Source organism: Ignavibacteriales bacterium (assembly GCA_026390815.1).
Lineage (GTDB): Bacteria > Bacteroidota > Ignavibacteria > Ignavibacteriales > SURF-24 > JAPLFH01.
Genome location: JAPLFH010000047.1, coordinates 1 through 24888 on the forward strand (window position 1 = coordinate 1; position 24888 = coordinate 24888).

At 34.1% G+C, this 24888-nt stretch carries 15 protein-coding genes; 7 read left to right on the plus strand and 8 right to left on the minus strand.

Annotated features, from left to right (window positions below):
• The first annotated feature begins 290 nt into the window (after positions 1 to 290).
• Together NTX22_14810 and NTX22_14815 are read left to right on the plus strand one after the other, a co-directional pair.
• Positions 291 to 1730, plus strand: coding sequence for an FAD-binding oxidoreductase (locus tag NTX22_14810; GenBank protein ID MCX6151792.1), 1440 nt, complete (start codon positions 291 to 293; stop codon positions 1728 to 1730).
• A gap of 305 nt (positions 1731 to 2035) precedes the next feature.
• Positions 2036 to 3859, plus strand: a complete 1824-nt coding sequence (locus NTX22_14815) for a long-chain fatty acid--CoA ligase (protein ID MCX6151793.1) — start codon at positions 2036 to 2038, stop codon at positions 3857 to 3859.
• A gap of 53 nt (positions 3860 to 3912) precedes the next feature.
• Here NTX22_14815 and NTX22_14820 read toward each other — a convergent pair whose 3' ends face one another.
• Complete coding sequence (locus NTX22_14820; GenBank protein ID MCX6151794.1) at positions 3913 to 7488, minus strand: vitamin B12-dependent ribonucleotide reductase; 3576 nt, start codon at positions 7486 to 7488, stop codon at positions 3913 to 3915.
• Positions 7489 to 7874: 386 nt separating this feature from the next.
• Here NTX22_14820 and malQ point away from each other — a divergent pair, with 386 nt between their 5' ends.
• Positions 7875 to 9407 carry a 4-alpha-glucanotransferase gene (malQ, locus tag NTX22_14825; protein ID MCX6151795.1) on the plus strand — a complete coding sequence of 511 codons (1533 nt, stop codon included), beginning with the start codon at positions 7875 to 7877 and terminating at the stop codon, positions 9405 to 9407.
• 89 nt (positions 9408 to 9496) lie between these two features.
• On the opposite strand, the gene NTX22_14830 is transcribed toward malQ, so the two are convergent.
• The 6 genes from NTX22_14830 to NTX22_14855 form a co-directional block, all read right to left on the minus strand.
• Complete coding sequence (locus NTX22_14830) at positions 9497 to 11500, minus strand: amidohydrolase family protein (protein ID MCX6151796.1); 2004 nt, start codon at positions 11498 to 11500, stop codon at positions 9497 to 9499.
• A 452-nt stretch (positions 11501 to 11952) separates the two neighbouring features.
• A complete protein-coding gene (locus NTX22_14835; GenBank protein ID MCX6151797.1) occupies positions 11953 to 12777 on the minus strand; it encodes a polysaccharide deacetylase family protein in 825 nt (274 codons plus the stop codon).
• A 271-nt stretch (positions 12778 to 13048) separates the two neighbouring features.
• Positions 13049 to 13372 carry a type II toxin-antitoxin system RelE/ParE family toxin gene (locus NTX22_14840; protein ID MCX6151798.1) on the minus strand — a complete coding sequence of 108 codons (324 nt, stop codon included), beginning with the start codon at positions 13370 to 13372 and terminating at the stop codon, positions 13049 to 13051.
• Between the two features lie 2 nt (positions 13373 to 13374).
• Entirely contained in the window at positions 13375 to 13647 is a 273-nt protein-coding gene (locus NTX22_14845; protein MCX6151799.1) for a type II toxin-antitoxin system Phd/YefM family antitoxin, read from the minus strand.
• A 190-nt stretch (positions 13648 to 13837) separates the two neighbouring features.
• Positions 13838 to 13993 carry an OadG-related small transporter subunit gene (locus NTX22_14850; GenBank protein ID MCX6151800.1) on the minus strand — a complete coding sequence of 52 codons (156 nt, stop codon included), beginning with the start codon at positions 13991 to 13993 and terminating at the stop codon, positions 13838 to 13840.
• 127 nt (positions 13994 to 14120) lie between these two features.
• Complete coding sequence (locus NTX22_14855) at positions 14121 to 15242, minus strand: sodium ion-translocating decarboxylase subunit beta (GenBank protein ID MCX6151801.1); 1122 nt, start codon at positions 15240 to 15242, stop codon at positions 14121 to 14123.
• Between the two features lie 245 nt (positions 15243 to 15487).
• On the opposite strand from NTX22_14855, the gene NTX22_14860 reads away from it, so the two are divergent.
• The 4 genes from NTX22_14860 to NTX22_14875 all read left to right on the plus strand — a co-directional run bounded on the left by NTX22_14860 (position 15488) and on the right by NTX22_14875 (position 21294).
• Positions 15488 to 16141 (plus strand): class I SAM-dependent methyltransferase, encoded by a 654-nt coding sequence (locus NTX22_14860; GenBank protein ID MCX6151802.1) that lies wholly within the window; start codon positions 15488 to 15490, stop codon positions 16139 to 16141.
• A 19-nt stretch (positions 16142 to 16160) separates the two neighbouring features.
• On the plus strand, positions 16161 to 18164 hold the full coding sequence (locus NTX22_14865) for a M1 family metallopeptidase (GenBank protein ID MCX6151803.1): 2004 nt from the start codon (positions 16161 to 16163) through the stop codon (positions 18162 to 18164).
• Between the two features lie 335 nt (positions 18165 to 18499).
• Complete coding sequence (locus NTX22_14870; protein ID MCX6151804.1) at positions 18500 to 20605, plus strand: alpha-amylase family glycosyl hydrolase; 2106 nt, start codon at positions 18500 to 18502, stop codon at positions 20603 to 20605.
• 89 nt (positions 20606 to 20694) lie between these two features.
• Complete coding sequence (locus NTX22_14875; protein ID MCX6151805.1) at positions 20695 to 21294, plus strand: M15 family metallopeptidase; 600 nt, start codon at positions 20695 to 20697, stop codon at positions 21292 to 21294.
• A 90-nt stretch (positions 21295 to 21384) separates the two neighbouring features.
• Here NTX22_14875 and NTX22_14880 read toward each other — a convergent pair whose 3' ends face one another.
• On the minus strand, positions 21385 to 24774 hold the full coding sequence (locus tag NTX22_14880; GenBank protein ID MCX6151806.1) for a PAS domain S-box protein: 3390 nt from the start codon (positions 24772 to 24774) through the stop codon (positions 21385 to 21387).
• Positions 24775 to 24888: the final 114 nt, after the last annotated feature.

Here is a 24888-nt window from a genome sequence, read left to right on the forward strand (position 1 = left end):
CCGTGGCTGTCGTATAAGAAAATGAACTCATTAAATAATCTGTGTACAGTTCTAAGAGTTCTTTTTTCATCGCATACCTCTGATTTTTGTCACCAGAAATTTAATACCTTTCTTTCTCTTTGCGTAAGGTGAGTTAATAATTGAATTGGATTTTGGTGCAATTAAATATTAAATGTTTCATGTTTATAAAATACTTTTAACTCCTCTATAGTCCCACAAAAATTGCCCTTGACTATAAATTGAAAAGTGATAAATATATATGTATCAACTAACATGAAAGGAATGCATATATGAATAACAGGAAAGTACAAACAAAAAGTGGTTCTATTTTAGATGAAGCAAAAATTGAAGAATTTAAATCAGCATTGCGCGGGCAATTAATCAGACCCGGGGATGATAGTTACAATTCTACCCGAAAAATTTGGAATGCAATGATTGACAAATATCCCTCTCTGATTGTAAGAAGCTCGGGTGTATCTGATATAATTCATTCAGTAAATTTTGCAAGGAATAATAATTTAATAGTGGCAGTTAGAGGAGGCGGGCATAATATTGCTGGAAATGCAATTTGCGATGGAGGTCTTGTAATTGATCTTTCATTAATGAAATCCGTAAGGATTGATGCGTCATCCAAAACAGCTCGGGTTGAAGCTGGAGCAACTTTAGGAGATTTTGATCATGAAGCTCAATTATTCGGTTTTGCAACTCCGTTAGGAATTAATTCAACTACTGGTGTTGCGGGGCTTACTCTTGGTGGTGGTTTTGGATGGTTGAGCAGAAAGTATGGGTTATCAATCGATAATCTAATTTCAGTTGAAGTCGTTACTGTTTCAGGTAAATTAATTAAAGCCAGCAAATCTGAAAATTCAGATTTGTTTTGGGCTATCAGGGGTGGGGGTGGAAATTTTGGAATTGTAACTTCTTTTGAATTCCAATTACACAATGTTGGACCAGAAGTACTTGCTGGATTAATTATTCATCCAATTAATGCTGCAAGGGATACACTCCGATTTTATCGCGATTTTATTAAATCTACTCCTGATGATTTTGTTTGTTGGTTTGTATTAAGAAAAGCGCCTCCTTTACCTTTTCTTGCACCAGAATGGCATGGAAAAGAAATTCTTGCACTTGCAGTTTGTTATTCCGGAAAAGTTGAACAAGGGGAACGAATTGCCAAACCTCTAAGGTCATACGGTAGACCTCTGGCAGATATAATTGGACCGATGCAATATAAAAATTGGCAGACAGTGCTTGATCCTTTGCTAACACCTGGAATGCGTAATTACTGGAAGTCTCATGACTTTCTGGAATTAAGTGATGGACTTATTGATACACTGATTGAATACGCGCGTAAAATACCGGACCCACAAACTGAGATTGCTATGGCACAGCTTGGTGGTAAAGTAAGTAAAATTCCAATTGATGCGACCGCTTATACTCACCGTGATGCACAATATATTATGAATGTACATGGAAGATGGGAAGATTCAGCTAAAGATGAAGCATGCATTGCCTGGGCACGGGGACTTTACCAGGCTGTTACTCCTTATGCCACAGGTGGTGTATATGTAAACTTCCTTACACAGGAAGAGCAGGATCGGGTTCATAATGCTTACGGTTCTAATTATAATAAACTTGTTGAAATAAAAATTAAATATGATCCGAATAATTTTTTCAGCATTAATCAAAATATTTCACCAACCTATGAATATGTGGAAGACGATGAATAAATATGAACAAGTTCAGATTCTATTTCTTCCAAGCTGAATAAATTGTATTAGAATATCAATTAAAAATCAGGCAGGGAATAATACCTGCCTGTTATTTCTCCAATTACTTTAATTGTTTAATCCGCCCAAAGATTCATCCCATTATTTTAAATTATATTGAATGCTATATTGTTAGCCAATTAATCACATTTGTTTCTATATTTGCACATCAGAATTAACTTTTTAAGAGTTTCAAGTAAACACATTTTGTATTCTTTCATTTTTATAATTAGTCAAGTATTTTCCACACAATATTTGGAGAAAAAATGCCTGTAATTAGACCATTTAAAACAATTCCCGAATTGTTTGTTATACTTAGCGAAGAGTATAGTAAAGTTGCTGAACATCCATTAATGAAATATAAATCCGGTAATGAATGGAAAGGAATTAGTTACGCACAATTTGGAGAGGAAACAGAAATATTTGCTCTTGGATTATCAACGCTTGGGATAAAACGTGATGATAAAATTGCAATCATTTCAGAAAACCGTCCGGAATGGGTGTACTCAGATATGGCAATCATCGGATTGGGTGCCGTTGATGTACCGCTTTATCCATCCTTAACATCTGATACAGTTGAATTTATATTAAATAATTCGGAATCAATTGGTATCATTGCCTCGAATAAATTTCAGTTAAATAAAATTTTAAAGATCAAAAAGAATTGTAAGTATCTAAAGTTCATTATAATTCTAAATGAAAAAGATATGCTTTCCGGCGAACCTAACTTGTACACTTTTAAGGAAGTTCAGGAAAGAGGAAAAGAATTCAGAAAAAATAAACCGTTCCTCTTTAAAGAAAATTTGAAACTTGCAAAGGAAGATGATCTATGTACCATTATTTATACTTCAGGAACTACCGGCGAACCAAAAGGAGTAATGCTAACTCATAAGAATATTGTTTCCAATGTATTAGCTGCAACAGAAGCAATTCCTTTTTCTAAGGATGATCTTTTCCTTTCATTCCTACCATTATGCCATATATTTGAGCGAATGGCTGGATATTATTCAGCTTTTTCTGCCGGGGCAGGTATCGCGTATGCAGAAAGCATTGAAGCAGTTGCGCAAAATATGATAGAAGCGAAACCAACTATTATTACAACTGTTCCAAGGTTGTTCGAAAGAATTTACAGTAAAATAAAAAAGAATGTTGATAGTCAGCCGGAGAAAAAACAAAAAATATTTAATTGGGCTATTAAGATTGGTAGAGAATATGCTCAGGCTAAAAAAGCAGATAAAGTTTCTTTAGCGTTATCTATAAAGCATAAAGGTGCAGACACTTTAGTTTTTAAAAAATTACGCGAAAAGACTGGTGGAAAACTAAGATTTTTTGTTTCCGGTGGTGCCGCATTACCAAGAGAATTGGGTGAATTTTTTGAAGCAGTTGGCATTACAATTATTGAAGGTTATGGGTTAACTGAATCATCCCCTGTAATTGCTGCAAACAGAGTTGATGATTACAAATATGGAACTGTTGGAAAAATTTTTCCAGGTGTTGAAGTAAAAATTGCGTCTGATGGAGAAATACTTGCCCGCGGTCCAAATATTATGCAGGGATATTACAAAAATAAAAAAGAAACGGATGCTGTTTTAAAAGATGGTTGGTTGTACACCGGAGATATTGGTGTGTTTGATGCCGAAGGATTCCTGATGATTACCGATAGAAAGAAGCATCTCTTCAAAACATCAACTGGAAAATACATTGCTCCAACTCCAATTGAAAATCTTTTTCTTGGCAGTAAATATATTGATCAGTTTGTTCTGATCGGCGATAGAAGAATGTTTTTAAGTGCGCTTATCGTTCCAGATTTTGAGGCAATTAAAGAATATGCTGATTCGAATAATATTCCTTATTCCAGTATTGAAGATTTATCTGACAAGAAAGAAATTTATGATTTAATTCAAAAAGATCTGGAACAATTTCAGAAGCAGCTTGCTAATTTTGAGAGAGTTAGGAAATTTGTTCTGTTAGATAAACCATTTACATTGGAAACAGGAGAAATAACTCCAACTCTGAAATTGAAAAGAAAAGTAATTGAAGAAAGATATGGCAGCTTAATTGATGAAATGTATAAGAGTTTGGAGAAATAATTAATAAATGAAAAGGGGCTTAAAGCCCCTTTCGATTAACAGTTAAATTAAGTTTAGCTGCAGCCTGAAGTTGAACCGCAAGTCATACATTTTAAACACGTTCCATTCCTAACCATTGTTATGCTTCCGCACTCCGAACAAACATCTCCCGTGTAACCTTTTTCCCGCGCCTGCTTAATTTTTTCTCCTTCGGGATTGTATACTTTGGCTAATGGTTTTATTTTCAATTCAGTTTTTGACTTGAAAGTTTTTGCATCCGTTCTATCCAGTTCGATCATTTTTTCACTAATAACTTCTTCGCTCACGTATTCGTCATTCGATATTCCGCTTATTGTATCGCGTGTTGTTTTGTTATTCATTCCATCTGAAGGCACGTGGGCAAGATCATTTCTGCTTAAATACGTTACGGCAAGTTCGCGAAAAATATAATCGATTACCGAAGTTGCCATTTTAATTTTTTCGTTTCCATTTACAATTCCGCTTGGTTCAAACCTAGTGAATACAAATGCATCAATAAATTCTTCAAGCGGTACGCCGTGTTGCAATCCAAGTGAAATAGAAATGGCAAAACAGTTAAGCAAACTTCTGAATGCTGCTCCTTCACGATGCATGTCTATGAATATTTCACCAAGCTGTCCGTTGTCATATTCACCCGTTCTGATATAAACTGATTGCCCGTTGATTTTAGCTTTTTGTGTGTAGCCGGTTCTTCTATCCGGTAATCTTCTTCTCTTTGCAATGTAACGATGAATAATTCTTTCAGCAATCTTAACAATATCGTTGGAAGCTTTATCTTCAATTATGCTTTCATATTCTTCAACTGCAATTGTATTAAGCGGTTGAGAAAGTTTGGAGCCATCTCTGTACAACGCATTTGCCTTCAATCCAAGTTTCCAGGATTCCATATAAGCATTTTTAATGTCATCAATTGAAGCATGATTTGGTAAGTTGATAGTTTTAGAAATTGCTCCGGAAATAAATGGTTGAGCCGCCCCCATCATCTTTATATGTGCATTAGCTTTAATGAACCTTGTTCCTCTCTTACCGCATTTGTTCGCACAGTCGAAGACAGGGTAATGCTCATGCTTTAAGAAGGGAGCACCTTCAATTGTCATTGCACCGCATACGTAATCATTCGCTGTTGCAATTTCCTGTTTAGAAAATCCGAGCAAAGAAAGCATATCAAAATCCCAGGCATTCAATTGCTCTTTTGTAAAGTCTAATTTCTTAATGCAAAATTCTTCGCCAATAATAAATTTGTTAAATGCAAAACTAATTTCAAATACTGATGGAAGAATTGCTTCAATTTTTTCAAGAACGTCATCAGTAAAACCTTTCGCTTTAAGTGATTCATAATTAATGTTAGGGCAATTTTTTAAACTGCCGGCGCCTTTGCCATACTTAATTATTTCATTTATCTGTTCTTGATTGTATCCCAATCTTTTTAGAGCTGGAGGTATGGATTGATTAATAATTTTAAAATATCCACCGCCAGCAAGTTTTTTAAATTTAACCAGTGCAAAGTCCGGCTCAATACCGGTAGTATCGCAATCCATTACCAATCCTATTGTTCCAGTTGGAGCAATTACTGTTACCTGGGCATTTCTAAAACCATAACTTGTTCCTAAGTCCAAAGCTTTATCCGCATCCTCATGCGCCGCTTCCAACAAATCAGATGGGCAATCTTTAGGATTAATACCTACCGGAAAAATTGAAAGCCCTTCGTATTCATCTTTAGGAACGTTATACGCTGCTCTGCGATGGTTACGAATTACCCGAAGCATTGATACTTTATTTCTTTCATATGAAGAAAAGGAACCTAATTCTTTTGCCATCTCCGCTGAAGTAGCATAAGCAGTCATATTAATTATTGCAGAGAGTGCACCACAAATTGCAATGGCAGAATCACTGTCGTATGGAATTCCCTGTAACATTAAAAGAGAACCAAGATTTGCATATCCAAGTCCGAGTGTTCTGTACTCATAACTTTTTTGTGCAATTTCTTTGCTGGGGAATTGAGCCATCAAAACACTAATCTCAAGTATTATTGTCCAAATCCTGGTAGCGTGGCGGTATGATGCTATATCGAATTTATATGAATCTACATCATAAAATTTTACAAGATTAAGCGATGCAAGATTGCAAGCTGTGTCATCCATAAACATATATTCACTGCAAGGATTGGAAGCACGAATTTCTCCATCAGCAATACAGGTGTGCCATTCGTTAATGGTTGTATGAAATTGTAAACCAGGATCCGCACACGACCAGGCTGCATATGCAATATCATCCCAAAGATCTCTTGCAAGTAAGGTTTTACAAGGTTTAGGTTCTCTATTTTCTTTTTCGGCACTCTTCTTTTCAACTCTCCAATATAAATTCCAGTCATTATCGGTAATAACTGCGCGCATAAATTGGTTGGTTACGCGAATGGAATTGTTGGAGTTCTGACCAGACACAGTTACATATGAATCTGAGTTCCAATCTGTATCGTATACCGGAAATTCAATGGAAGTGAATCCAAGTTTTGCTAAATGAATTACTCTTTCAATATAATTATCCGGAACCATCGCTTTCCGAGCATCAAGAACAGCTTGCTTTAATTTTTGATTTAACTTTTTATTGAATCTATCATTTTCCGGGTGCTCTTCGTAGCAGGACTGGATTATTCTATTTAAATGATAATTGCAAATTTTTGAACCGGTAACAAGTGAAGCTACTTTTTGTTCTTCAATAGATTTCCAATTAATAAATTCTTCAATGTCCGGATGATCCATATCCAGAGTAACCATTTTAGCTGCACGACGAGTAGTGCCACCAGATTTGATTGCACCGGCAGAACGATCACCGATTTTTAAGAATGACATTAATCCGGAAGATTTACCACCACCGCTTAAAGGTTCGTTCACACCACGAATGTTTGAGAAATTTGTACCTGTTCCTGAACCGTACTTAAATAATCTTGCTTCGCGAATCCATAAATCCATAATGCCATTTTCATTTACAAGATCATCTTTAACTGATTGAATGAAACATGCATGTGGCTGAGGATGAGTATAAGCGTCTGTAGAAGCCGTAAGTTTTCCAGTTTGATAATCCACATAATAATGACCTTGAGATGGTCCGGAAATTCCGTAAGCCCAATGCAAACCGGTGTTAAACCATTGTGGGCTGTTTGGTGCTGCCATTTGGTTAGCGAGCATAAATATGGTTTCATCCATAAAAGTATGAGCATCATCTTCAGAATCAAAGTAACCGGCTTTCCAGCCCCAATAAGTCCAGCATCCAGCAAGCCTGGTAAATACTTGTCGCGCATCAGTTTCGCTTGTAAATCTATCTTTTTCCGGAAGCTGCTTTAACATTTCTTCATCTGCCTTAGAAGATTGAAGCCAGTCCGGTATACCATCTTCATTAAGCTTAATCAGCAGTTTGGGAATACCAGCTTTGCGAAAATATTTTTGAGCAATTATGTCTGTTGCAACTTGCGACCAGGAAGTAGGAACTTTAACATCTTCCATCTTAAAAACTATTGAGCCATCTGGATTTTTTATTTCAGAAATACGGATGGAAAACTCAATTGTGGATAATGGATCTTCTCCTGCTTTAGTAAATACTCGATCTATTTTCATTAAAATCTCCTCAAACTTTATCTATATGAATGCTGAATCGAAAATCAGCAAGTAGTTGTTCGTCTTCTAAGAATAAATTATTATAACATTTTTTTTTGAAATAACAATAGCAAATGAAAAATATATTTGTAAAAGAAAATTTTGTGTCATAAGATTTTTTTTGATGGGAATCTTTCATTTTGTTTAGGCTTAAGATAAAATATTTTTTTGAAACAAAAAATTTATTTAAAAAATATTTTTGTGGATATTCTCGAAATATTTTTTTTAAAAAGAAAACTCGGGAACTTTCCAGAAAATTTTCCATTCTGTCTAAGAATTCTTTCAAATTAGATTTTGAATGACTCTTTCTTATTCCATATATTTACACAAAAAAAATGGAGTGAATAATGATAGAGCGTTCTGCAGGAATACTACTTCATCCTACTTCTTTACCTGGAAAGTTTGGAATAGGTGACCTTGGCGAGGAAGCTTTTAATTTTGTTAATTTCTTAGTTGCAACAGGACAAAAATTGTGGCAGGTATTTCCATTAGGTCCAACCGGATATGGGGATTCGCCTTATCAATGCTTTTCTGCATTTGCCGGTAATCCATTGTTGATTAGTCCTCAGGTTTTACTAAAAGAAAATCTGCTTAAAGAGGATGATTTGCAAGTTATTCCTGAATTCAATCCAGTAGAAATTGATTTTGGTAAAGTGATTGATTACAAATATTCATTGCTGAATAAAGCCTATCTAAACTTTAAGAAAAGTGAAAAAAAGTTGAAGAATGAGTTCAAGATATTTTGCGAAGCTAACGAAGATTGGCTGGAAGATTACGCATTGTTTATGGCTGCAAAAAGTTACCACGGTGGAGTTGTTTGGACTAAGTGGGCTAAGGAAATTGCTTTTAGAAAGGGAAATGCTGTAAATGAATGGAAAGAAAAATTATCTGATGAAGTAAATTTTCAAAAATTCGTTCAATTCAATTTCTTTAAGCAGTGGAAAGCAGTAAAAGAATTTGCCAACAATAAGGGAATTAAAATCATTGGTGATCTGCCGATCTTTATTGCTTATGACAGTGCTGACTTATGGGCAAATAAAAATTTATTCACAGTTGATGATAAAGGTAAACTCCAATTTGTTGCTGGTGTACCGCCGGATTATTTTAGTGCAACTGGGCAACTTTGGGGAAATCCGCTTTACAAGTGGAATGAAATGGAAAAGGATGATTTCCAATGGTGGCGAAAAAGAATTACCAAACTTTTAGATGTAATGGATATAATTCGAATTGATCATTTCAGAGGATTTGATGCATATTGGGAAATTCCTGGTGATGCACCAACTGCTATTACAGGAAGATGGGTAAAAGCGCCCGGCGAAAAGTTTTTCAGTACAATTGTAAAATACCTTGGTGAGGTTCCTATCATCGCCGAAGATTTGGGTGTAATAACAAAATCTGTTGAGAAGTTGAGAGATAAGTTTAATTTCCCGGGAATTAAAATTCTTCAGTTTGCATTTGGAACTGGAATGGAAAGTAAATTCCTGCCGCATAATCATATTAAAAATTGCGTTGTTCATACCGGTTCACACGATAATGACACTACCCGCGCTTTTTTTGAAAAAGCAAAACACGATGGAACGGACATGTATTCCTTTGCCCAAAAATATTTGAATTACTATGGTGAAGAAATTTGTCAGGTGTTGATTAGTTCTGCTTATGCATCGGTTGCTAATATTGTTGTTATTCCAATGCAGGATATGTTGAATTTAGGAACCGAAGCGAGAATGAATTTCCCCGGAACTCTTGGTGGTAATTGGACCTGGAGGTTTACCTGGGATCAGATACCAAAAGATCTAATCAAGATTTATAAAGAGATGACAATAATGTACGAACGCCCTCCAAAGCCAAAAGAAGAAACTGTAATTGATGTAGAGAATTGATTTTTAAATATTGAACTTTGGATGCCTGATAGACGTAAACTTGTATTTCATATCAGGCATCCATTATCCGGTAAAGCTTAAATGTACTTTTATTTTATCAACTGCATTTTATTGGTTGCTAATACTTTTTCTGTTTTTAATTGATAAAAATATGTTCCGCTTGGAATTTGAGAAGCATCAAAAATTAATTCATATGTTCCAGCATTTTTCTTTTCCTCATTGACAAGCTTTACTACTTCTCTTCCCAACATATCAAATATCGAAATTGAAATTATCGATGTTTCAGGAAGATAATAACTGATTTTGGTTGACGGATTAAACGGATTAGGAAAATTCTGTAAAAGTTGAAAACGCTCCGGCTTATTCCGTTGGTTGTTTTCTATACCAATAGCGGTTACTGGATTTTTCCCATCATCAAAAACAATTTCTCCGTTAACAATTGTCATCTCTGCAGCCAGATTGATCATTTCTGATGGACTTACGGTGTACAAATCACGGGACCAGATAACAAGATCTGCAAATTTTCCTGGTTCCAGAGATCCGGTTGTTGCCTCTGCAAAACCGGCATATGCCGATCCCATCGTGTGTATGCGTAATGCTTCCTGTACCGTAAGTTTTTGTTCGGGGTCTATTATTGTGCCTGATTGTGAACGACGGGTTACTGCACCATAGAAAGCCCATTTGGGTTCCTGGTAGATTGAAGCAGGCACATCACATCCGAAAGCAATGGGAATGCTTTCATTGAGCATGGTTTTTAAAGGGAGCATCAGTTTCATTGTTGCTTCATTCGTTGCTTGGGCATAACCGTCTCCATGCCAAGCCATCCATTGGGGTTGAGTAGAGAGAATAATATTTGAATTTTTCATCCTCGCCAACACGTCTGTTGAGGGAAATATTCCATGTTCAATCCGATGGCGAGGATCTGGACGGGGATTTGTTTTTATGGCTTCCTCGAAAGCTGTTAGTGTCATATCAATTCCTTCATCACCCGAAACATGAACTGCAACCTGGAGACCGGTGTTATGCAAAGTTTGTACGATGCGGTTAAACTCATCCTGGGCAAAGTAGGGATAAGATAAACCTGAAGCATACAAACTTTTATCATACATTAAAGTAGTTTTGGCAGCAAAACCGCCATCCATAGCAAGTTTCCAACCACTAAACGAAAAACGCCCGGTGCTGAACGGCAGATAATTATGTGCAGCATAATTTGCTTGTTCCTCTGTATTGATGTACAGTAAAGCATACAGCCGCACTTTAAGTTTTCCGCTTTCAGCATATTTTTTATAGAGCTGGATATCTGAGTAACTACCTACGATTACATCCTGAACAGATGTATAACCAGCTTGAAAACAAAGTTCCTGTCCACGATCAATATCTTCTATTTTTTGTTCTTCGGTCCGATCACCATAACCGGTAGCAAACTTTGCCACTAAATTTTCAGCCGGGTAATGTGATAATACACCTGTTGGTTCGCCAAGACTATCGTGAGCAATTAGACTGCTATGAGGATTGGGTGTGTTTCTATCTATACCGGCTATGTCTAACGCTTTCGAATTGACCACACAATATTGACCACTTCCATGCCGAATATAAATAGGATTATTAGGCGCCACTTTATCTAAATCCCATCGGTCAAGTGTTTCATCAGCAAGTAAATGAAATCCTTGATTCCCGGAAATCCATTCACCAGGATTTAAAAGTTTTGCTCTATCGCCAACAACTTTCAGAAGATCAGCCTTAGAAGCAACTTCCGGATGGCGGATGTTAAGATAACCGTCCCAAAATTGCTGTCCATAATACATCAGGTGATAATGAGAATCGATCAAGCCTGGTGTTACAGTTTTACCTTTCAAGTCTATCAGTGCACACCTTGCTCCTGCCAATTGTAAGATTTCCAGATCGCTCCCCACACTTAGAATTTTACCATCCTTAATTGCAACAGCCTGGAAGATTTGATCTTGACTATCAACAGTAATTACTTTTCCATTAAAAAGAATCAGATCAGCTTCCTCTGCAAATAACAATGTGGAGCAGGTAAAGAAGATTAAATAAAAAAACAATCCAATTGAAATTGGTATTAGTGCCTTCATGGTATCCTCCTTAAATGATTTGAAATAACGGACTAATTTTTTTCTAAAAAATCGATCTATTTTTTACAAAATTTTTCAGGTACATACATGTTGAAAAAACCAAAGACAAAAACAGCAATAACAGTTTTATGAATGATGCTTGTAGTATTAAAAATGCTTTCTAAAGTAAATTACCTTAAAGAGTAACTTACCGTTGTTAAAATACAAAAATTAGTTTAATGTTTTTAAAATGAGCTTAGCTTACGTAATTGAATTTTATTTCTTCTTCAGTAATAATTTAATTTTATGCTGAACAACTGGTTATGATTTATGTCTGACATATTAATCAAGAATAGTTATTCCTGATCAACTTTTGCTAATTTCATAATGTACTCAGGTGTTGTTGGTTCATCTTTAAAAAATTCTCCTTTCTTACCTTTAGATAAAGCCCAGCGATCTAGCCATGATATTCCTCAATTACGATATACGGTTATGTTTGTTAAATATGCTTCATCACTTAAGGCATTTTTTAATTGAATAAATTCGTAGTTATTCTTGATGTACATTGCTGCAAGGTCATCAAGATAATCCGCATTAATACCATTCGAATGCAATAACAAGATCTGTTTAATATTACGTCCAAATAATTTTAGAGCTTGATTCTCAAAGTACTTTAATTTCATTTCCATGTAATTGATGTAAGTAACCCCAATTTTCTTCATAAGAAGTGTATCTTTTTTTACCATTGCGCTATCATATGCAAGTGAGAAAATCCAATCGGAATTATCTATTGTTACAGGAGCTTCTTCATAACCTGAATTTTTAAGACATGTATGTAAAGAATCAGCTCTTTCTTTGGTTTCGCCAACATGTAAAAATGGATGTCTGAAATATTTTGGTGATCTGCCAAATTCCGCCATTAACTTTTTTGTTATAATTTCACCTTTTATTATATCATCAAAGTATTTTTTACTGGAAGTTTTATGATAATCGAAGTGTGAAAAAGAATGATTGCCTATATCCATTCCAGCATTCAGCCATAGCTTTACCAAATTAACTTTTTGGGTATCCAGTTGGTTATTACTATAAAGTTTTTTTTCGTTAACAAATCCTATAGCTGGAATTTTATGCTTATTTAATGCAAGCAATAATTTATTCAGTACCATTTTTTGAAAAGGGATACTTTTGAAACTTATTGTAGCGACTGGTAAATCATCAAATGTAAAACAGACTTCCTTGTTTTGGCTGAATGATGAAGAACAAAAACTAATTAGGATAACTAAAACGATTAATCTCATATAATTCCTTGTTAGATATTTATAACGGTGTTGACTATAAAAACGAAAGTTCCTTCTTTTAAATGGTAATGTTAAAAACCTATTTAATCTAATAAACAAAATCGGCTGCGTATTTATAAACTTAAATGTGTTTGTTTTCTAAGAGTATTCTAATTTATCAATTCAAAGAGCCAATGAAAAACGAAGAATACGCCGATAACATAAAGGACAAACTGCAAATATTCCACCAGCCTGAAGCAGTTAGTTTTGAGTTAAGTATTATGTGGCGTTTCTATCTTAAAAATCTATTACTTAAGATTTCCTGGATATTTCTTCTGCCATCAATTACACAATGAATGTATATTAAATCTTTTTCGATTTCGTAGATTATTCGGTAAGGTTTATAATGGATTTCTAAATATTTTTTAATTCCAGTAGGTCTCAATTCAGGTGGAATATGCCCCCGCTCAGGAAATTTTTCTAGTTTGAAACAAGTTTCTTCCAAAGCATTTAAAAGTTTATTAGCAGATTGAAAACTATCGTTTATAGCAACGTAGTTTAATATCTCTTTAAGATCTAGTTTTGCTTGGGGATCAATAATAACTTTATATTTCATACTTATTGATTAGATTTCAATTCATTCCGTAGTTCAGTAAATGTGTCTTTAATTCCTTTAGCTCCTTTACTTTTATCACGAGTCATTGCTAATAATTTTAACATTGCCAAAGTCTCTTGAGTTTTTTCATAAACTTTTATGTCTTGAACGATTACTTTTGCTTCACCATTTTGAGTAATAACAAAGGTTTTTTGGTTCTTATTGATTTCCTCAATCATATTAGCGGCATTAGCCTTTAAGTAACTAATTGATTTTACCGCTTCACTCATTCTCATAACGCAGTCCTTTTTTAGACCAAATATAGTCTTCCAATTTCATATTTTCAAATTAATTTTAGCCATATAATGACGTGTTCTGTTAAAATGCAACACTGCCGGAACAGTTATTTAAAACAATCTTCAACTAACTTTTCTTTCCCTCATCAACAAAGAAACATCATTTAACAAAGCAGACTTGTTTTTCTTACTATTCTTTTGTTTTTTCAATCTCTTGTGGAAACAATTTATCCAGCAGTTTAATTGTTAAATAAAATATTCCCATAAAGATAAAAATTCCAGTCATTCCTTTTCCTGTAATTATCAGCGCATTCCAAAATGTATTTATAACTTCCTGAGTAAACATTTTATCTCCTAATTTATAATTTTATTATTCATCGACTATCCTTTACATTTTCCAAATCCCAAACATTAAGACCCAAATCCCTCTTTTCTTCTTTCATCTGACGTTTGCCGTTTGACGTTTATCTTCCCTAAACCACCAAAGCTAAAATCAATCCGCCGGCAATAACGGAGCCTATTTGTCCCGCAACATTTGCGCTTACTGCGTGCATAAGCAAATAGTTAAACGGGTCTTCTTCCTGTCCCATATTATGAATAACTCTTGCAGACATCGGGAATGCAGAAATACCGGCTGCGCCAATCATCGGGTTTAATTTCTTCTTAAGGAAAAGATTTAAGAATTTTGCAAACAAAACTCCACCTGCGGTATCAAAAATAAATGCGACCAAACCTAAAGAAATAATTATCAAAGTCTGCGGTTGAAGAAATTTATCCGCAGTCATTGTTGCTGCAATAGTAATTCCGAGCAGAATAGTAACAAGACTTGCCAATTCATTTTGTGCAGATAAAGAAAGTTTGTTCAGCACTCCGCACTCACGGATAAGATTTCCAAACATTAAAAAGCCAATCAATGCAGCGGAAGAAGGTGCTATAATTCCAGAAAATATGGTAACAATAATAGGAAAAATAATCAGCACAGTTTTGGAAACACTTTTTGCGTGACTTTCCATTTTAATTAATCGTTCCTTTTTAGAAGTTAAAGCTCTTATCACTGGTGGTTGGATTATTGGAACCAGAGCCATGTAAGAATAAGCGGCAACAGAAATTGGTCCAAGTAAATCTTTTGCAAAACGAGTTGCAACATAAATAGAAGTTGGTCCATCAGCCGCACCAATTATTCCTATTGAAGCAGCTTGTTTTAAACTGAAACCGAAAAGTGTTGCAGCCATCATTGTAAAGAAAATGCCAAATTGTGCTGCAGCGCCGAATAAAAGCAAATAAGGTTTTTTAAGTAATGGAGAAAAATCTATCATTGCCCCAACTGCAACAAAAATTAAAAGCGGAAATATTTCAGTTAAAATTCCAGCTCTGAAAAATATATTTAGAATTCCTTCAACTTTTTCTCCTCCGTTCATCTGATCTATTGCGGCGGAGAAAGGTATATTTGCAAGTATTGCTCCAAATCCAATTGGTAGAAGCAGCGCAGGTTCATATTCCTTAGAAATTGCCAGGTAGATTAACAAACTTCCGATAAGCATCATAACTATTTGCTGCCAGGTAATCGATGTAATTCCAATAAATAACTCACTCATAATAATCTCCGTTGATGAAATAATTTTTAAGATTTGCAAAATATTGTTGTATTAGAAGAGAATAATTTAACAATGTATGTCTATAATTTTGGTTGTAAAATTAGAAAAAAAATATTGGATTATCATAACAGAATTTAAAATAAATGTTTTGGAATGGAAGCGGTTAATTTTAGAAATTGTTTTGGTTTGAGTTGTTGTATGTAATACCATATATTTTAATTGTACGTTAAACAATATTAAAAATTATGATGGTTGAATTACTTTATAAAATTACTCCAACACCAATATGGAATATTGGCAGAGATATTTATCATTCATATCTGAAAAAGAAATATTTAAATGGCGGGCGTCCTTTCAATCCCGCAGAAACATCTAAAGCTAAAGGCAGAAGAGAAAAAGAAAAATTCTTTGATTTGTTTTGCAAAGGGAAAGGCATTGATATAGGTTACGGTGGAGATCCAATTGTACAGGATGTTGATGTTTGGGATTTTGAGCATGGCGATGCACAATATCTGTCAGGAGTTGAGAATAATAAATACGATTTCGTTTATTCCTCGCATACATTAGAACATTTGATTGATCCGGGGATTGCTCTGAAAAATTGGTGGCGCATTTTAAAAAGAAATGGTTTTCTAATCTTGTATATTCCTCATCGCGATTTATATGAGAAGAAGAAAAAATTACCATCCCGATTTAATCCTAACCACTTTCACTTTTTTATGATTGATGAGGAAGAACTTCCCGATACAATCGGATTATTACCCTTAATTAAAAGAACTATTTCTGATTATGAAATTGTTTATATAAAAGAGTGCAAAGAAGGAAATACAATCACTGATCCTAACTTACACAGCGATGGAGAATATTCTATTGAAGCTGTAATTAAAAAAATTGCTTAATATATTTTTGAGGTTGTTTATGCTAAAGCATGTTTTATTTTTATTTCTTGTTTTGTTTGTTGGTGTAAACGCCCAGGATATTAAAGAGCATTTATTTAAATCGGAACGCGCACAACATCAAAATTTATTTAAGACACAAAAAATAAATTACCCCGGTGATTCTAACTTTGATGTTACTTACTATAAACTGAATCTAAATATTCTTTACTCTAAACGGGAGTTAAAGGGAGAAGTAACAATAGCAGGGCGTAGTGTTATCAACGGATTGGATTCTATTTCTTTAGATCTCTCAAATTATCTAAATGTGGATTCGGTTCTTTCCAAAGGACGAAAATTATCATTTACACACAACCAGGATAACCTTGAAATTAATTTAGTTACAATTTATAACTCCGGCAATAAATTCTCTGTTGTTGTTTATTATCATGGTACACCTAGTTCAACTGGATTTGGAAGCTTTGAATTTTATGATACATATAACAATAAAGAGGTTGTTTGGTCTTTAAGTGAACCGTATGGAGCTAAAGAGTGGTGGCCCAGTAAAGATACTCCTGCTGATAAAGCGGACTCTTCTGACGTGTGGATTACAAGCACCAATTTTTTTAGATCGATTTCAAATGGTACACTGGAATCTGTTATAGACAATGGTGATGGAACAACAACTTATAAATGGAAAAACCGGTATCCGATTGCCAACTACTTAATTTCTATTGCTATGTCTAACTATGTGGAAATTAAAGATTACTTTAAATATTCACCAACCGATTCCATGTTGGTTGTACATTATATTTATCCGGAGTCTTACAACGCCGGTAATGTTGCTGCGCTTAAAAAAACAATTGATATGCTAAGAATATTTTCAGAAAAATTTGGTGACTATCCATGGCTTGATGAAAAATACGGGCATGCACAATGTGGTTTTGGCGGAGGAATGGAACATCAAACAATTGCATCCGTAGGTAGTTTTGGTGAATCTTTGATTGCTCACGAACTTTCTCATCAATGGTTTGGTGATAAAATAACTTGCAAGGATTGGGAAAACATTTGGCTTAACGAAGGCTTTGCAACTTATGCAGAAGGAATTTATACTGAGGCTAAATACGGTAGGAATAGTTATAATAGTTACATTGTAAGTGAAATGGATTGGGCGAAACCAGCCGTTGGTTCAATATATCTTCAAAATATTAGTACCATATCCCAAATTTTTGATCCAAGGAAAAGTTATTCTAAAGGCGGATTAGTTTTGCATATGCTTAGAGGAATTGTTGGCGATTCTGTTTTTTTCAGAATCCTTAAAACGTATGCTTCTACTCCATCAGTTGCTTATGGTGTTGCAGTTACGGAAGATTTCCAGGCAGTTGCTGAATCAATTTATGGAAAGTCTCTGGAATATTTTTTTGGTGAATGGATCTATGGTGAGAACTTTCCGGAATATAATGCAAGTTGGTATTATTCAGCTTTGGGAAATAATTTGTATAAAATAAAACTTACTATCAATCAAACTTCCAATTCCACTCCAACTTTTTTTACAATGCCTATTCAAATAAAAATAAATACTCCAGTGGGAGATACATTGATTACATTGTTCAACGATTTGCAAAATCAAACTTTTGAGCTTCAAATTGCTGGAATGCCAAATTCCTTATCTTTCGATCCAAATAATTGGATTATGAAAAACTCAAATGTTATTACTGAAACAGAACCGGGCAGTATCCCCACAATTTTTGAATTAAAACAGAATTTTCCAAATCCATTTAATCCAACTACTTTAATTCGCTATTCAATTCCATCTGGTGGAGTGCAATCTGCATTTTCAGTTCAATTAAAAATTTTCGATATTCTCGGCAACGAAATAGCAACTTTGGTTAACGAAATAAAACCTTCTGGCAATTATGAGATTGAATTTAATCCTGATAATTATGGATTAACTTCCGGAGTTTATCTTTATCAATTAAAAGCATTGCCTACCGGAAGGCAGGCAGGCAGCTTTATTAGCGTTAAAAAGATGATGCTGGTTAGATGATAGTAAATTTCAGATGGCTGCCTAGAATGTTTAATAATTTGAAATTAGAAATTTGAAATTAGAAATTGGAAATTAGAAATTGGAAATTAGGAACTGGAAATTAGAAACTGGAAATTAGAAACCGGAAATTGGAAATTAGAAACTGGAAACTGGGAAGTAGAAGTTAGAAAGTTGATACTGAAGATTGTGGATTTATTTCTCCCATTAATTTACCTCAATACTGATTGATTTTTTTCGACAATAAAGTTAGAAATTATAAATTTAGAAAGTGAAGCCATCTTTTCCCTTTGAATTTTATTTGCTAAGTTGCTATCATAAAAATGCAGAGTGAAATAATGAAAGTAGTTTTTATAATTCTAAATTTCCTTTTACTTTGGTTTTCTAACAATGAAGGTGCAATATTGTTTATAAGTGATGATAACAAGCAGGAAGTTTTAACTCTTGCTGAATCCAAAGAACTTCTTCAGACAGATTTAAATAGATTCTATTCTAATAAAAGACTCGGCTCTTTTGTTGATGAAGGGAAAACGTATTTTAGATTATTCGCTCCAAATGCAAAAAAAATTATTCTTGCTACATTTGAAAAACCAGAACAGGAAGTTGGTAAAGAATTTTTAATGCAAATGGATAAAGATGGTGTTTGGGAATTTGTTTTTGATGGCGAACATTATGGACTTTTCTATGGATTTAAAGTAACTGACGAAGCTGGTAAAGAAAACAGTAAAACTATAGCGCTCGATCCTTATGCTAAAGCTGTGGCTACTTTTAATACTTATCTAAGTCCACGCAGAGCAATTGTTGTTAAAGAAGGGGATTATAACTGGGAAGGCGATGAATGGATTCAACAAGATTGGCGCGATTTAATTATTTATGAAATGCACATCAAAGATCTTACAGCACATTCTTCATCTGGATCTAACCAACCCGGTACTTACAAAGGTTTAGTTGAAAAAGAAGGTAAAGGTGGAATTAACTACATAAAATCTCTCGGAGTAAATTCAGTTGAACTTTTACCTTCCCAGGAATTTGCCAACATTGAAATTCCTTACAAGAAGCATTTAGCTGGAAAATATAACGCCTGGAATCCCTACGAAAGAAATTATTGGGGATATATGACCGCTTCTTTCTTTGCCCCAGCAGCTTACTATGCGGAGGATTGGAAGGAACTTCAATGGAATACCTGGATGGGAAAAGAAGCAAAGGCAGTAACGCAATTTAAGGACATGGTTAAAGCTTTCCACAAGGAAGGCATTAGTGTTATGATGGATGTTGTTTACAATCATCTTTCAGAATTTGAACTTGGTAATTTGAAGGAGATAGATTCCAAATATTATTTCCGTTTTGATGATAAAGGAAATTACAAATCAGAAAGTGGCTGCGGAAATGATATTAAAACTGAAAGACCAATGGCTCGGCGAATGATAATTGAAAGCATTTTGTATTGGATGAAAGAATATCACATAGATGGATTTAGATTTGATTTAGGAAAATTAATTGATTGGGAAACAATCGAGGAAATAATCCGCGAAGCTAAAAAAGTAAATCCAAATGTAGTTTTTGTTTGCGAACCCTGGGGTGGCGGATATGATCCTGCCGGATTTTCTTTAAGAGGATGGGGAAGCTGGAATGATCAGATAAGGAATGGTGTTAAAGGAGAAAATCCAAACAACGGACAAGGCTGGATATTTGGAAAATGGTATGGTAACAATAATGCTGACAGAATTAAAAGTTATGTGAACGGAACATTAGTTAAAGATAAACTTGGACTTTTTCAGCAAAAAGAACATTCTGTAAATTATTTAGAAAGCCACGATGGTTATACACTTGGTGATTTTATCCGGATTGGAACGGGTGAAGTAAAACCGGATATAAAAATTAAAGATGTGGAAAAGAATGCAGCACTTTCTCCGCTTCAATTGAAGTTGAATAAACTTGCTTCACTTTTTCTCTTTACTTCCCAGGGAATTACAATGATTGATGAAGGACAGGAATATGCCCGCAGCAAAGTAATTCCTACAACTTTAGAAGTTAAGGATTCCTTAAAAGGAACAATTGATCACAACTCTTACAATAAAGATAATGAAACCAACTATCTAAACTTTAACCATGCGGATTTGAACAGAGATTTGGTTAATTATTACAAAGGTTTAATTGAGCTTAGAAAAAAATATACTGCTTTCAGAAGAGCAAATTATGAAGATGTAAAATTTATTGAGTTGAAAGGAAAACCTTTTGCTTTGGGATATTCAATAAAATATGAAGGAACTGAATTTTTAGTATTATTAAATTCCGAGAATAAAACGGAAGTTAGGTTTGATCTGCCAGAAGGTGAGTGGGATATTTTAGTTAATCCAGAAAAAGCTGGTATAGTTTCTTTAGGAAAAATTCTAAAAACAATTACACTCCAGCCAAAAGATGGGTATGTTTTAATTAAAAAATAAATCCCACTATTTTAGTTTCAACTTTGTGGTTCATTCCTTTTGAAGAGCCTAAAGTGATAAATAAGAAAACAAAGTTTAGGTGATAAATTATGAAGCTACTTTTTCTATTCCTGTTTGTCTCTGCAATTCCTCTTTATTCACAAAGTGATACAGCAATTGTTTTTCTCGGAAGCATCGATTCAACAATTGCTACAGATGTAAAGTATGCAACAATTAATAATTTTACTGGCAAAATCCTTTATCCAACACCCAAAGTATATTTAAGAAAAATTGTTGGTAAAAAATTGTCTGAAGTGCAAAAATATCTTGTTAAAAATTTTAATCTTCGCTTAAAAATATTTGATTGCTACCGTCCGCTTTCAGTTCAGAAAAAAATGTGGGCTATTATGCCAAATGAAGATTATGTTGCAAACCCGGCTAAAGGCTCGCGGCATAACCGTGGCGCTGCTGTAGACCTTACTCTTATTGATTCCCTGGGTAATGAAATTGATATGGGTACACCTTATGATGATTTTACTAAAAAAGCTAACCGCGATTACCTGGATTTACCGGAACTGGTAAAAAAGAACAGAAAGATATTAGAAGTTGCAATGATAAAGTTTGGATTCGAACCAATGCGTACAGAATGGTGGCACTATGATTTTAAAGGTTGGTCAAGATTTTCTATTCTGGATGTTGAAATAAAATGAAAAGGTTCACGACTTCCCATTTCTTCCTAATTTAAAGTAAAACTCAATTATTAAATTTTTAATTCGTAATTAAAAATTCGTAATTCATAATTAACTAAACAGCGCTTTCCTTAATGACTTTTCAATTGCTGTTCTAAGGCTGCTAAGATTAACCGGTTTCTGGAAGATAAATTCAACTCCAATTTGTCGGTATTCTTCCGTAATATTTTTGTTTATATCAGCACTTAAAACTATTACAGGTGGTTTGCCTTTAATATCAGAAACCATAATTTTCTTTACCAAATCGTAACCGCTCATCTCCGGCATCTTATGATCAGTTATTATTAAAGCCGGTGTTGCCTGCAAAAGTATTGCAAAAGCTTCTCTGCCGTTATTAGCAACATCAATTCTGTATGCAGGAATAATATTCTTCAGGATTTTTGTGTAGAGTAATCTATCAGTTTTGTTATCATCAACTAAAAGAATATTAACAGCGGCAACCGGAATAGTAAAATTAAATTCAGAACTTCTTCCGTATTCACTTTCCACCCAAATTTTACCGCCATGCTTTTCAACAATATCGTGGACAATCGATAATCCTAAACCACTTCCATGTTCGCCGGCAGTACCATTTGTTGTATATTTTGTCTCAACTTTAAAGAGTTTCTCTATGTTTTCTTTCTGAATTCCGGTTCCAGAATCTTTAACAATAAATTGGATTTGATTTTGACTTAGATTAGGATGTGCAGAGATGACAATATCCCCACCATTTTTGGTAAACTTGATAGCATTGGAAAGAAGGTTATTGAAAACCTGAAGTAGCAGATCAGCATCCGCGTGAATAAATACGTTTTGTTTAACTAAGGATTGAATCATAATTTGTTTTTTAAGTGCAATTCCCTGAACAATATTAATTGCCTTCTCAACAATATCATTTGCATTCAATCTCTCGGGTTCAAATTTAACTCTTCCGGTTTGTAACCTTGTCCAATCTAAAAGAGAATTAACCAACGCTAACATATTATTAGAGGATGTCTGGATATGACCTATATATTGATTTCTCTCCACTTCAGAAATATTTTTTTCACTTTGGAGTATTTCTGTAAATCCGAGGATTGAACTAAATGGAGTACGTATATCGTGAGATATTATTGAAATAAATTTATCCTTTGCATCATTCAATTCTTTTAGCTGCAAGGCAGATTTCTTCAAATCTTCTTCTGCTTTTTTACTTAAAGAAATATCGCTCACTAACCCATAAATTTTAGATGGCTTACCATCAATATCACGCTTTACATTAATTTTATTTCTAACCCAAACGATGTTTCCAATTCTATTTACAATTCTAAATTCAATTTCATCGGAAAATCTTGCAGAATCGCTTAACAGCAGCTTTAGTTTGTTCTTTACAAATTCAGAATCATTCGGATAAATAATTTTAAACCATAATTTAGAATCGCGGATGAATTGTTCTTGTTTGTAGCCAGTTACCTTTTCTATAGTTGATGTATAAAAAACACTTCGTAGTCTATCGCCAATTCTTTCCGCGGTCCATAAAAAGTCTTCTATATTTTCAGTAATACTTCTGTACTTTTCCTCTGAATCCCTCAATGCTTCCTGGGCACGTTTCCTTTCAGTAACATCTCTGCAAACAGAAACAATATAAATATTGGATTCCGATTCATACGTAGTAACGGAGGTACCCACAAAAAAAACAGTACCATCTTTTCTTTTACCAATAAATTCAAAATTTGTTGGCGCTTCTTCTCTCGATTCTCTTAATCCAATATAAGATGCAATACGTGGTCGATCATCTTCGGCTACCAATTCTAAAGGGTTCATACCGCTTATTTGATCGGCACTTTCATACCCAAAAATTTTAGCAAAGGAATTATTCACTAAAATTATTTTTTTATTAACTTCAACAGAAATACCATCGCGGGAGGCTTCGTAAACGGAACGAATCATTAATAAATGTCTTTCAACTTCTTTCTTTTCTGTAATGTCCGAAAAAATTCCGTTAAAATATTTTAGCTGGTTACTATAGTCAAAAACCGGTGAAAAATTTGCTAAGATGAAAAACTTCTTTCCGGATTTAGCTATGCACGGTAATTCTATCGGTTTAGCTTGTGGCTTTAGAAAATCATCAAGGTTGAAATATTTAAAAATATCAAATGATTCATCAAGCAGATCCTTAAAGAATTTGAAGCGGAGTTCTGCCTCTTCATATTCAAACATTTTAATAAAGCTGGGATTTGCAAAAATAATTTTGCCATCTAAATCCATATTACAGATAAATTCATTTGCATTAAGAACAATATTACGAAATCTTTCCTCTGAAGTTCTAAGTTCCTTTTCGATTTCAATGCGTTCAGTTACATTAGAGCAAAGCATAACAATCGATTTGAAATTTTCTTCTACCATTAACATTACTTTAACAGCAATGTGTTCATCCTTGCCTTGCTTATTTTTAGTCTTTAATTCACTTTGCCAAGGAACGCCCGTTTCAATTTCTACCACAATGCCATCAAAATACTTTTTATTGAATGCTTTAATTACCTTTCCAATAAATTTTCCATAAACCTCGCTGCGCGAGTGGTCGAATAATAATTCGGCTGATTTGTTCCAGAAATTAATGTTGCCATTTAAATCAAGACCAATTAGTGCATCAGAAACTGATGATGTAATTATTTGGTATCGCTTTAACTCTTCAAGTTCTCCTTCGTGTTTTTTCCTTTCTAAAATTTCTAAAGAAATGTCCTTTATCATTATAAAAAGAAGCTGAGTACTTTTTCTTGCAGGTTTATATGGTAGGATTTTTAATTGTAAAGTTAGAGTGTTTCCATTTTGGTCCAGTGGCAGGTTTTCTACAACAGGCCGATTTTCTGTTGAATATTTGTCAATAGCCTGCTTAACATTTTGAATAGAAGCAGCCTGGAAAAGATCAGTTATATTATTGTTTATTATTTCCTTGTCGGCAAATAACTTTTTCCCCAACTCGTTTGATGAAATATATTTGATATTAAAGTTAGCATCGGTTATAAAAAAGAAATCGCAATACTCCTTAAGTGTTTTTTCAAAAGCATCATTCTTAAACAGGTTATCCTGGCGGGCATCTGCAGTAACACGTAAATCTTCAATTACAAGAATTCCACCGCTGAAAATTTCATTTTCATTAAGCGTCGCGCCCTTTACGATTATTGAAATTTCTCCACCGCCGATTGTTTTTACACTTTTAATTTCCTTTTCAAAAAATATTCCTTCAGCAAGTCCTAATAATTCATCTTTTATCTTTAAGGAATTGATGGATTTAGTTTCCAGCAAGTTTTTGCCAAGTAGTGAACCGGATTCCTTTTTATCAAGTATACCAAAGCTGTAAAGATTTTCATTGATATGTTTGATTTCCCAATTTGAATTGAAATATAAAATCCCAATTGGAGCTTTTTCTATAATTTGAGCAAATTCTTCTACCAGATTATTCTGGTTGGTTTCTTTTTGCATAGATTTTAAAATGTTTTATAAACTCAAAAATTCTTTCAGGTTGAATATAAGAAATTTATTTAAGAGGAATTAGTAAAAAAGAATTTGCAAAGAGAAGAAATTTGAAAGAAAAAT

What these genes read in the sequence shown, in the direction of transcription:
- NTX22_14810 (MCX6151792.1), top strand. Translation starts at nt 291, where the DNA reads ATGAATAACAGGAAAGTACAAACAAAAAGTGGTTCTATTTTAGATGAA.
- NTX22_14815 (MCX6151793.1), top strand. Translation starts at nt 2,036, where the DNA reads ATGCCTGTAATTAGACCATTTAAAACAATTCCCGAATTGTTTGTTATA.
- malQ (MCX6151795.1), top strand. Translation starts at nt 7,875, where the DNA reads ATGATAGAGCGTTCTGCAGGAATACTACTTCATCCTACTTCTTTACCT.
- NTX22_14880 (MCX6151806.1), bottom strand. Translation starts at nt 24,774, where the DNA reads ATGCAAAAAGAAACCAACCAGAATAATCTGGTAGAAGAATTTGCTCAA.
- NTX22_14860 (MCX6151802.1), top strand. Translation starts at nt 15,488, where the DNA reads ATGATGGTTGAATTACTTTATAAAATTACTCCAACACCAATATGGAAT.
- NTX22_14875 (MCX6151805.1), top strand. Translation starts at nt 20,695, where the DNA reads ATGAAGCTACTTTTTCTATTCCTGTTTGTCTCTGCAATTCCTCTTTAT.
- NTX22_14845 (MCX6151799.1), bottom strand. Translation starts at nt 13,647, where the DNA reads ATGAGAATGAGTGAAGCGGTAAAATCAATTAGTTACTTAAAGGCTAAT.
- NTX22_14835 (MCX6151797.1), bottom strand. Translation starts at nt 12,777, where the DNA reads ATGAGATTAATCGTTTTAGTTATCCTAATTAGTTTTTGTTCTTCATCA.
- NTX22_14855 (MCX6151801.1), bottom strand. Translation starts at nt 15,242, where the DNA reads ATGAGTGAGTTATTTATTGGAATTACATCGATTACCTGGCAGCAAATA.
- NTX22_14870 (MCX6151804.1), top strand. Translation starts at nt 18,500, where the DNA reads ATGAAAGTAGTTTTTATAATTCTAAATTTCCTTTTACTTTGGTTTTCT.
- NTX22_14865 (MCX6151803.1), top strand. Translation starts at nt 16,161, where the DNA reads ATGCTAAAGCATGTTTTATTTTTATTTCTTGTTTTGTTTGTTGGTGTA.
- NTX22_14820 (MCX6151794.1), bottom strand. Translation starts at nt 7,488, where the DNA reads ATGAAAATAGATCGAGTATTTACTAAAGCAGGAGAAGATCCATTATCC.
- NTX22_14830 (MCX6151796.1), bottom strand. Translation starts at nt 11,500, where the DNA reads ATGAAGGCACTAATACCAATTTCAATTGGATTGTTTTTTTATTTAATC.
- NTX22_14840 (MCX6151798.1), bottom strand. Translation starts at nt 13,372, where the DNA reads ATGAAATATAAAGTTATTATTGATCCCCAAGCAAAACTAGATCTTAAA.
- NTX22_14850 (MCX6151800.1), bottom strand. Translation starts at nt 13,993, where the DNA reads ATGTTTACTCAGGAAGTTATAAATACATTTTGGAATGCGCTGATAATT.